Annotated in this window: 6 protein-coding genes and 1 pseudogene; 3 read left to right on the top strand and 4 right to left on the bottom strand. The window is 43.4% G+C overall.

Features of this window, described 5'->3' with window-relative positions; all coding sequences use genetic code 11:
* Positions 1 to 308: 308 nt before the first annotated feature.
* Complete coding sequence (locus V7K41_RS02030; protein ID WP_334845488.1) at positions 309 to 1,049, top strand: dienelactone hydrolase family protein; 741 nt, start codon at positions 309 to 311, stop codon at positions 1,047 to 1,049.
* 26 nt (positions 1,050 to 1,075) lie between these two features.
* Here V7K41_RS02030 and V7K41_RS02025 read toward each other — a convergent pair whose 3' ends face one another.
* The 3 genes and pseudogenes from V7K41_RS02025 to V7K41_RS02015 form a co-directional block, all read right to left on the bottom strand.
* Positions 1,076 to 2,032 (bottom strand): N-acetylglucosamine kinase, encoded by a 957-nt coding sequence (locus V7K41_RS02025; protein WP_334845487.1) that lies wholly within the window; start codon positions 2,030 to 2,032, stop codon positions 1,076 to 1,078.
* A 14-nt stretch (positions 2,033 to 2,046) separates the two neighbouring features.
* Positions 2,047 to 3,312 (bottom strand): MFS transporter, encoded by a 1,266-nt coding sequence (locus V7K41_RS02020; RefSeq protein ID WP_334845486.1) that lies wholly within the window; start codon positions 3,310 to 3,312, stop codon positions 2,047 to 2,049.
* Positions 3,313 to 3,356: 44 nt separating this feature from the next.
* A pseudogene (locus V7K41_RS02015) lies at positions 3,357 to 3,779 on the bottom strand (GxxExxY protein).
* 57 nt (positions 3,780 to 3,836) lie between these two features.
* On the opposite strand from V7K41_RS02015, the gene V7K41_RS02010 reads away from it, so the two are divergent.
* Together V7K41_RS02010 and V7K41_RS02005 are read left to right on the top strand one after the other, a co-directional pair.
* Positions 3,837 to 6,821, top strand: a complete 2,985-nt coding sequence (locus V7K41_RS02010; RefSeq protein WP_334845485.1) for a valine--tRNA ligase — start codon at positions 3,837 to 3,839, stop codon at positions 6,819 to 6,821.
* A 164-nt stretch (positions 6,822 to 6,985) separates the two neighbouring features.
* Positions 6,986 to 7,420 (top strand): hypothetical protein, encoded by a 435-nt coding sequence (locus V7K41_RS02005; protein WP_334845508.1) that lies wholly within the window; start codon positions 6,986 to 6,988, stop codon positions 7,418 to 7,420.
* A gap of 110 nt (positions 7,421 to 7,530) precedes the next feature.
* On the opposite strand, the gene V7K41_RS02000 is transcribed toward V7K41_RS02005, so the two are convergent.
* The coding region (locus V7K41_RS02000; RefSeq protein WP_334845484.1) for a beta strand repeat-containing protein at positions 7,531 to 10,952 on the bottom strand (3,422 nt) is incomplete at its 5' end.

The following is a 10,952-nucleotide window of genomic DNA, read 5'->3' as shown; positions in this document are numbered from 1 at the left end:
AGGGTTAGGGTGGGGTAATTTGCAAACTGAAAACTCCTATTATTGCTTTGGCGTTACTGAATCAAGGGATGATTCTTGTAGCGTGGGCAACATGAGCGCGCCCCGATATACAAGGGACGCTCATGTTGCCCGTCTCACAAAACTAACAAAATCATCCCGCAAATATGCAACGCAATTGCTTTTTTTTATTGACAGTTAGTAGCCTATCCTGATGCTGGAAAAACCTTTAGGTATTTTGTAAATGCGGATGAATGCCTGACGGCAGTAGGCTGCTTTAATAACAGCAAGCGTAACACGGAGATAAAAAAGTGCAAATCACTAAGCGCAACGTTGAGTTAAGAGTAGATGGCAGTTTGATGCGTGTTTATATTGCGGCTCCCAAAGCAGCAGGAAAATACCCTGGTATTGTGTTCTACAGTGATATTTATCAGTTAGGCGATCCAATGATTCGTCTAGCTAACTACTTAGCAGGATACGGCTATGTAGTAGCAGCCCCAGAAATTTTTCACCGAATTGAGCCAGTTGGTTTAGTAATTGAGCCAGACGATCTGGGAAGGATGCGCGGTAATGACGATGCGCGTCGAACCTCGGTAGCTGATTATGATACCGATTGCTTTGCTGTAATTGAATTTCTGAAAACAGAGAGTGCGGTTTCTCCAAATAAAATAGGCACTCTCGGCTTTTGTATTGGTGGACATTTAGCATTCCGCACCGCATTTAAAAGCGAAATTCGGGCTTGTGTCTGCTGTTACCCCACTGGGATTCCCAGTGGCAAACTGGGTAAGGAGGTAGCCGATACAATCCAGCGGGTAAGTGAAATCAAAGGCGAGATGCTAATGGTGTTCGGTACTCTTGACCCTCATATACCAGAGAGCGATCGCCAAACCATAATAAAAGCAATTGAAAATGCTAACATACCTCACCAAGTTTTCTTGTATGAAGCAGAACATACATTTATGCGCGACGACGGTTATCGTTATGATTCTAGTGCTACCACCGCAGCTTGGTCTGAAATAGTAACTTTCTTGGGGCGCATATTTGCAAACTGAAAACTCCTATTATTGCTTTCTTCGCGTCAATTTTGAGTTGTTTGTAACGCTAATAACCCAGCACCGTAAGCAGGCTCATACCTCGGAAAAATCACGTTTACATTAGGAAACTTCTTAACAAGAGATGCTGCAAATCTTTCATGGATCTTGCATCTACCGCGCCACACACTTCCTGTTGTGACTACTTTTAAAACTGAGTCGGCAGTAAAAATTGCATCAATTACTGTAGATGTAGCTTTTACTAACTCTTTTACAGCATCATCAATTATGAGATTCGCTACTATATCACCTGACGCTGCTGCAAAATCTACAATTGGTGCTAAAGCCGCGATCTGTTTAACTCCCCATTCTCGCCGATAGACTACTTCTATTAAATCTTCTATACTGTCCAAATCAAGATGCTGTTTGAAATCCTCTAGCAAACTCGTTGATATTTCCCGTCCATCATAAGATTTTAATGCTGCGTTCATACCTGCGATCACAATTTTATAGGCGCTACCTTCATCTCCTAGAATATATCCCCAGCCGCCGACTCGCTTAGTATGTCCTTGATGATTTCGTCCAAAAACTATCGAACCCGTACCTGCTGCAACCACAATTCCTACAGGCTGACCAATTCCACCAACTAAAGCAATTAAAGCATCGTTACAAATTATAATATTTGCTGGCTGTAATGCCCAATTAATAGGCAATTTGTTATTCTGTAACTCTTTAACTAAACCTTTTACTAGTTCAATATCTGCTGCACGACCTACACCTGCTAAACCCAAACATATCGCGTCAATATTCACAGTATTTGTAATTATTGCTGCTTCAACCGCATTGTGAATTGCTGATTTAATAGATTGTAAAGTGCCTTCGATACCTATACTCTGATAATTAGATGGGCCTGTTTCACCACGACCTAGCACTTGACACGAATCATCTATTAAGACACAAACAGTTTTGCTACCGCCGCCATCTATTCCTAAAACATAACTCATGGATTACAATAATGTTAATTATTTTGACGCTTCGGTTCTTCTTTTAAAGGAATAAAAAATAGAGCAATCATCCCAGGAATTGTGAGCAAACAAACCAAGATAAAAAATAATGGATAGCCAAGTGCTTTTTGTAAATAACCACTGACTAAGCCGGGTAACATCATTCCTAAAGCCATAATGCCAGTAGAGATAGCAAAATGAGAAGTTTTATATTCACTTTGGCAGATATAAATTAAATAAACACTAAAAGCTGTAAATCCAAAACCATATCCAAATTGCTCCAAGGAAACCAAGGGATACACTAATGTTAATGAAGGCTTCGTGTAAGCCATATACACATAAAATATATCAGGTAAATTCAATGCTAAAGCCATAGTGAATAGACATTTTTTTAATCCATATTTAGAAATTAGTAAGCCTCCTAAAATTCCTCCAAAGATTAGGGATATTACCCCAAATGTACCGTAGACTAATCCAACATTTGATGTTGATAGCCCTAAACCACCTACTTCTGGTTTGTCCAATAAAAATAAAGAGGCTATCTTGACAAGCATTGCTTCGCCAAGTCTGTAAAGCAAGATAAATGCTAAAATGTTTATAATTTTATCCTGAGTAAAATATGAGCTAATTATTGACCAAAAAGGTATATTTTCTCCAGTTTGGATTTGTCGTTGATTATCTGATTCAGGTAAGGGTAAAATTAGGCGATGGAAAATAAATAGGATTGCTAAAATTAAAGCTGAGAAGCCAATAGCTATAGTCCAGCTTAAAGGAATGTTATTGAGAGATACTTCAAGCTGACCTGCTAAGACTACTAATATTCCAGAGCCAAAAATGACAGCCATTCTATAAAACAGTGAGCGAATGCCAACAAAGAAGGCTTGTTGTTCTGGAGATAAAGCCAGTAGATAGAAGCCATCTGTGGCAATGTCATAAGTTGCAGAAATAAATGCTCCTATTGTTAATGTTGCAAGGGAGATGAAAAAGAAATTTGGCAGTTGTAAAGAGATAGCTATCAAACCCAAGCAGCAGAACATGGCAAATTGGGTGTAAATTATCCATTTACGTTTGGTAGAGTAAATATCTACAATTGGTCCCCAAAACATTTTGATGACCCAAGGTAGATAGAGAAAGCTTGTCCATAAGGCAATTTGAGCGTTATCTATTCCCAGTTTTTTGTAAAAGATTACGGAAACTGTGTTGATGATGATGTAAGGTATGCCGGAAGTGAAATATAGGGTGGGGATGAATGTCCAAGGGGAGGTTGTTTGGTGTTTCATGGGTTTGGGGGACGAACCGCAGAGGCGCAGAGGGCGCAGAGAGATTAAGAGAGGATGATGCGTTTGATGCCGTCTTTGAGGAGGGGGACGTTAAAGTTGATGAGAAGGGCTAAGGGGTAATTAGTCATTTTAAGGTAGGAGAGGACTTGAGCTTCGTGGATTGGGGCTAAATTTTGAACAGCTTTTAATTACACAATTAAACAATTGGCAACCAGAAAATCTAATCTCCCCTTGCCTACTTCATGTCCTTTGTAATTTACTATTACCCCCTTCTCAACCACATGAGGTATCCCACACCTGAAAAATTCTATAATTAGCGCCTCCTTATACACCTCCTCTAAAAACCCTGGCCCCAACACCCTATGCACCTCAATCGCCGCCCCAATCACCTCGCCCGTCAACCGATTCATTTCCTCTCCCACCTCTCTTCCCTCTGTGTTCTCTGCGCCTCTGCGGTTCGTTTCCATCAATCCCTCCCCAACCCTGTGGCAAAATTTATTAGAGTCCTTCCTTAGTTTTCCCGCATGACCGCAACCATCCCCAATCTCCCTAGTCTCTACGACCCCTTTTCCACCGAAGCCAAGTGGCAAAAATTCTGGGAAGACAACCAAGTTTACAAAGCTGACCCCAACAAAGGCGGCGAACCCTACTGCATCGTCATTCCACCACCGAATGTTACTGGCAGCTTACACATGGGTCACGCTTTTGAAAGTGCGTTGATTGATACCCTCGTGCGCTACCACCGGATGCAGGGACGCAATACCCTGTGGCTACCGGGAACTGACCACGCCAGCATTGCTGTGCATAGTATGCTGGAAAAGCAACTCAAAACAGAGGGTAAGACTCGCTACGAATTGGGGCGCGAGAAGTTCCTAGAACGCGCTTGGCAATGGAAGGCGGAGTCTGAGGGAACAATTCTTAATCAGCTACGACGCTTGGGTGTCTCGGTGGACTGGTCACGGGAAAGGTTTACCCTGGATGAGGGTTTATCTAAAGCTGTTGTCGAGGCGTTTACTCGCCTTTACGAGGAAGGCTTAATTTATCGTGGTGAATATTTAGTTAACTGGTGTCCTGCTTCTCAGTCGGCTGTGTCTGATGTGGAAGTAGAAAATCAAGAGGTGAATGGAAATCTCTGGCACTTGCGCTATCCCCTTACGGATGGTTCTGGTTATGTGGAAGTGGCGACAACTCGACCAGAAACTATGCTAGGTGATACGGCAGTAGCAGTTAATCCCAATGACGATCGCTACAAACATCTCATCGGCAAAACTCTAACTCTGCCAATTCTACAACGAGAAATTCCGATAATTGGCGATGAATTTGTTGACCCCACTTTCGGCACGGGTTGCGTGAAAATAACTCCCGCCCATGATCCGAACGATTTTGACATGGGTAAGCGTCACAATCTGCCGTTGATTAATATTATGAATAAAGACGGCACTCTCAACGCCAACGCTCTTGAGTTTCAAGGACAAGACCGCTTTGTTGCTAGAAAAAATGTGGTTTCTCGCCTAGAAGCAGATGGCTTTTTGGTGAAGATAGAAGATTATAAACATACCATTCCCTACAGCGATCGCGGTAAAGTACCCATTGAACCACTCCTCTCAACTCAGTGGTTTGTCAAAATTCGCCCCCTAGCTGACAAGACTCTCGAATTCCTCGACCAGCAAACTTCTCCAGAGTTTGTCCCCCAACGCTGGACAAAGGTCTATCGTGATTGGCTAGTAAAACTCAATGATTGGTGTATCTCTCGCCAATTATGGTGGGGACACCAAATTCCGGCTTGGTACGCTGTCAGTGAAACAGATGGACAAATTACCGATAACACGCCCTTTGTGGTAGCAAAATCGGAAACTGAAGCTTGGGAGAAAGCTAAGGCCCAATTTGGCGAAAATGTCAAGTTAGAACAAGACCCAGATGTGCTAGATACTTGGTTTTCTTCTGGACTTTGGCCATTTTCGACTTTGGGCTGGCCGGAACAAACTCAAGATTTAGCGACTTACTACCCGACTACTACTTTGGTGACAGGCTTTGATATCATCTTTTTCTGGGTAGCCAGAATGACTATGATGGCTGGGCATTTTACGCAACAAATGCCTTTCCAAACAGTTTACATCCACGGCTTGGTGCTGGATGAAAAAGGTCAGAAGATGTCAAAGACCAAAGGTAATGGTATTGACCCGTTGTTATTAATTGACAAATATGGTACTGATGCTTTGCGGTATACCCTAATTAGAGAAGTGGCTGGTGCGGGTCAAGATATCCGGTTAGAATACGATCGCAAAAAGGATGAATCGGCATCGGTGGAGGCATCCCGCAATTTTGCAAATAAGTTGTGGAATGCTGCCCGATTTGTGATGATGAATTTGGATGGACAAACGCCGCAACAATTGGGGAATCCAGTCGCTACCGAATTGAGCGATCGCTGGATTATCTCGCGGTATCATCAAGTTATCAAACAAACCACCAATTACATCGATAATTACGGTTTAGGGGAAGCAGCAAAAGGACTCTACGAATTCATCTGGGGTGATTTCTGCGATCAGTATATTGAACTAGTGAAATCCAGATTGCAAGCAGATGCCGATCCAGTATCGCGGCGGGTAGCACAGCAAACCCTCGGCTATATACTGGAAGGGATTATGAAACTGCTTCATCCCTTCATGCCTCATATTACCGAAGAAATTTGGCAAACTCTCACACAACAATCAGCAGATTCCCCGCAAACTTTACCGTTACAAATCTATCCCCAGGTAGATGCAAATTTGATTAATGAAGCTATACAAGAACAGTTTGAATTACTGATTGGTACTATCCGCACAATTCGGAATTTGCGGGCTGAAGCGGATATTAAACCAGGGGTAAAAATAACGGCGAATTTGCAAACTGAAAGCCAGAAGGAGCGGGAAATTCTCACTGGTGGACAAGATTACATTAAAGATTTGGCGAAGGTTGAGACTTTAACCATTACTGACAAGCAAGAAAAGCAAACTGTTGCAGTTAAAAAACCTCAAAGGGGTTTGAAGACAATTGGCTTAATTATTGTAGCCATTGTCTTTGCTAGAGTGGGTTTAGCTGCGGGAAATGCCATTGATGACATTCCCATCGTCGGAACTTTCTTTGAACTAGTTGGTTTTAGTTACACAGCTTGGTTTGTTAGCCAAAATTTACTAACTGCTCAAGCGAGACTTAGGTTATGGAGCCGATTTTTCCCGCAGAGAGAATTAGAACAACCACAAGAACCAGAAAATGCGATCGCAGGTGTAATTGGTACAATACAAGTGCTAATTCCTCTAAGCGGTGTAGTAGATATTGAAGCTGTGCGTGCCAAGCTAGAGAAAAGCTTGAGTAAAGCTGAAGCAGAAGTTCAGTCCTTGAGTACCAGATTAAACAATCCTAGCTTTGTGGATAGAGCTAGAGCCGATGTAGTACAAGGGGCGCGGGAAGCCTTAGCAGAAGCACAAAAGCAAGCTGAAATTTTGCGCGATCGCTTAAAGGCGTTGTTGTAGCGATCGCCTGCGTGGCTTAGGATAACTGTAATGGGTAATCGGAGAGTTATTAATTCCCAATTACCCATTACCAATTAACAAAATATCAATTTTGGCATTTATGTTTTTATTAAATTTTTTTTAATTTTTAATTTTTAATTTTGAATTGGAGCGAAGCGACCCTCATGCTATATCTAGCCCAGGTGCGTAAAAACGATTTTTTAGACCAGCACCAGTTACGCTTATTGGCGCGTCAAGAAGCTGATAACTTGTGGGCGATAATTCCCGAAGAGGCTTTTATTCTGCTGGGAAAGGGAAAGATCATGAGTGAAAACTTGCTTGTTTTAGTGGAACTTTCCCCTACAGGCGATATTAAAAGAATAGAAGACGCCACCAACTGGGTACTACATCTGGTAGAAAGCTACCTCACCATCGGCATTACCCCAGAATTTTTGCAGCACGAAGCCGAGCGAGCAGAACATTGGCGACAATCCCTGACGTTGCAAAACCAAGACTTAGCAAGGCGTTCTTTAGAGTTGGAAGCCAGACGCGAACAAATTCAAGCTTTAGAAGAAAGCCTTAAACGCGAGAAAAACTGTTATCCCCAAGAAGAAAGTTAAAAGTTTGCAGTTGTGTTGCACTCAAGTGTGTATTTATGACAGATTATCCAGTAAGAGTTGATCTGTCTCTTACTGGGTAATCTCTAGATGCTTGCTATAGTTAGGTTTCGTTAGGCAATTACAGTAATATTTGCACTACTAAGCACTGCCTGATTGGAGAACAGGGCAATTTGAACTTGTGCAGCCTTACCAATCCCATCTGCATCAAAGAAAAGATTACCGGTAGTTTGATCGTAGATAAAGCGATCGCTTCCTGCGATCGCACTAGTACCAAGTCGAAACAAGCTGGAATTGAGTGTAGTATTCTGAGATTGGCTAAGTGCGAATTCAGCCTTGGAAACCAAGATAGTATCATCTCCAAGAGTAAAATCAGCGATCGTATCATAGCCTCCAGTGCGGCTACCAGTTAAGTTAAAGCTGTCTTGCCCAATTCCACCAGTCAGCACATCTAGACCAACTCCACCAGCTAGTAAATCATTACCTACACCACCGAGCAAGGTGTCATTGCCTGAGTTACCAAAAAGGCTATCATCACCATCTCCTCCTATTAACGTGTTAGCAACATTATTTCCTGTCAAAATATTATTAAGGCTGTTACCAGTACCATTGATTAGCTTGCTTCCAGTCAGGGTCAAGTTCTCCAGATTATTTCCTAACACCCAAGTCAACGAAGACTGGACTAAATCTATGCCTGCATCTGAGCCTTCAATAATAGAGTCGTTTACGTTGTCTACAGTGTAAATGTCATTGCCAACTCCACCATCAAGACTGTCAATTCCCACACCTCCATCCAAGGTATCATCGCCCGCACCGCCTAATAAGGTGTCATTACCGGAACCACCAATCAGGCTATCATTGCCATCAACTCCATTCAAGGTATTAGCGCCAGTATTTCCTATCAGGATGTTATTAAGGCTGTTACCAATACCACTGATTGCCCCGCTTCCAGTCAGAGTCAGCTTCTCCAGATTATTTCCCAACACCCAATTCACCGAAGACTTAACTAAATCTGTGCCTGCATCTAAGTCTTCAGTAATAGAGTCGTTGACGTTGTCTACAGTGTAAATGTCATTGCCAACTCCACCAACAAGGCTATCAGATCCTAAACCTCCATCCAAGGTGTCATCACCTGCACCGCCCAACAAGGTGTCATTGCCTGCACCACCAATTAGGCTATCATTGCCATCTTCTCCACTCAAGATATTAGCGCCAATATTTCCAATCAAGATGTTCTTAAGGCTGTTACCAGTACCATTGATTGCCCCACTTCCAGTCAGGGTCAAGTTCTCCAGATTATCTGCCAACACCCAATTCACCGAAGATTTAACTAAATCTGTGCCTGCATTTAAGCCTTCAGTAATAGTATCGCCGAGGTTGTCTACGATGTAAGTGTCATTACCGATTCCACCATCGAGACTATCAGCTCCCAACCCTCCATCTAAGGTGTCATTGCCTGCACCACCCAACAAAGTGTCATTGCCTGAATCACCAAAGAGGTTATCGTTGCCACTTTGTCCACTCAAGATGTTAGTAGCAGTATTTCCTATGAGGATGTTATTAAGACTGTTACCAGTACCATTGATTGCCTCGGTTCCAGTCAGAGTCAAGTTCTCCAGATTATTTCCCAACACCCAAGTTACTGAAGACTTGACTAAATCTGTGCCGGAATTGGTGGATTCAATAATAGTGTCACCGATGCTGTCTATAGTATAAGTGTCATTGCCTTTACCACCGATGAGACTATCATCTCCTGCACCACCATCTAAGAAATCATTGCCATCGCCGCCATCGAGGGTATCATTATCACCTAGTCCTTTAAGTGTGTCATTGCCCTGCAATCCTGAGATGATATCCATGTTTATCGTACCGGTCAGATTGTCTGCAACTGAAGTCCCATTAATCGGAGGGGTGATTTGATTAATGGTCAAGTTGACGGTAGCAGTACTACTGCCTCCATGCCCATCACTTATGGTGTAAGTAAAGCCGTCAGAGCCATAATAGTTTTGGCCAGGCGTATAAGTGTAAGTACCGTTGTTATTGTTAACTAAGCTTCCTTGGCTAGGTTGGGTGAAGCCAGTAATGCTCAATACGTCACTAACATCGACATCTGTATCATTGCTTAACAGAGTAGTAGCGCTAATAATAACGGGTGTATTTTTGTTTGTGGTTATGCTGTCATTAACAGCGACAGGAGCATCATTCACCGCCGTAATATTAATATTTCGAGTAACAGCAGTACTATTAGCCGTACCATCATTAACTAGAAAGCTGACGGTACGAGGTGTAGTACTGGGGTTATCACTGTTGTTGGTATAAGTAATGGAACGCAGTGCAGTTTGATAATTAGCAACGGTGGCACTGCCAGTTAAGGTTAGAACGCCTGTACTGCTGTTGTAACTGCCGATAATCCCATTTTGGTTGATGAAGGTGAGGGTATCTTGAGCAGAGACAAAACCACTGGTAATGCTGACGGTGCCGCTAGCTAGGTTGGGGGAGTCTACGTCGCTGAGAGCGATCCCTGAGTCGATGGCTGTAGTGGCGTTCTCGGTGTATGTCAGGGCAGAGTTGGTGCCAGTAGCAACGGGAGCATCATTCACTGCCGTAATATTAATATTGCGGGTAACGGCGGCACTATTAGCAGCCCCATCATTAACTATAAAGCTGATGGTACGAGATGTAGTACTGGGGTTGTCGCTGCTGTTGGTATAAGTAATGGAACGTAGTGCGGTTTGATAGTTAACAACGGTGTCACTGCCAGTTAAGGTTAGAACGCCTGTGCTGCTATCGTAGCTGCCCGTAATTCCATTTTGGTTGGTGAAGGCGAGGATGTCTTGAGCAGAGACAAAACCATTGGTAATACTGACGGTGGCACTAGCTAGGTTGGGGGAGTCTACATCGCTGACAGTGATGCCTGAGTCAATGACTGTAGTTGCGTTCTCAGTGTATGTCAGGGCAGAGTTGGTGCCAGTAGCAACGGGAGCATCATTCACTGCCGTAATATTAATATTGCGGGTAACGGCGGCACTATTAGCAGCCCCATCATTAACTATAAAGCTGATGGTACGAGATGTAGTACTGGGGTTGTCGCTGCTGTTGGTATAAGTAATGGAACGTAGTGCGGTTTGATAGTTAACAACGGTGTCACTGCCAGTTAAGGTTAGAACGCCTGTGCTGCTATCGTAGCTGCCGGTAATCCCATTTTGGTTGGTGAAGGCGAGGATGTCTTCAGCAGAAGCAAAACCACTGCTAATGTTGACAGTGGCACTAGCTAGGTTGGGAGAGTCTGTGTCGCTGACGGTGATGCCTGAGTCAATGGCTGTAGTGGCGTTTTCGGTGTATGCCAGGGCAGAGGCAGAACCAGAGGTGATTGTCGGGGGAACCCCACTGTTGGTGTTTAGTTGGGCATATATCCCATTGCCAGACCCGTCTTGACCATCGCTAGTCCAGGAAATGACAAAGTCTCCCCCTGCATCCATCGCTACTGTAGGGTTAGATTGACTGTTGGTGGTGTAGGTATTGACTTTGAATTCGC

Source organism: Nostoc sp. (genome assembly GCF_036917415.1).
Lineage (GTDB): Bacteria > Cyanobacteriota > Cyanobacteriia > Cyanobacteriales > Nostocaceae > Nostoc.
Note: the sequence above shows the minus strand (reverse complement) of the source record. Positions and strands in the feature narration are given on the sequence as shown.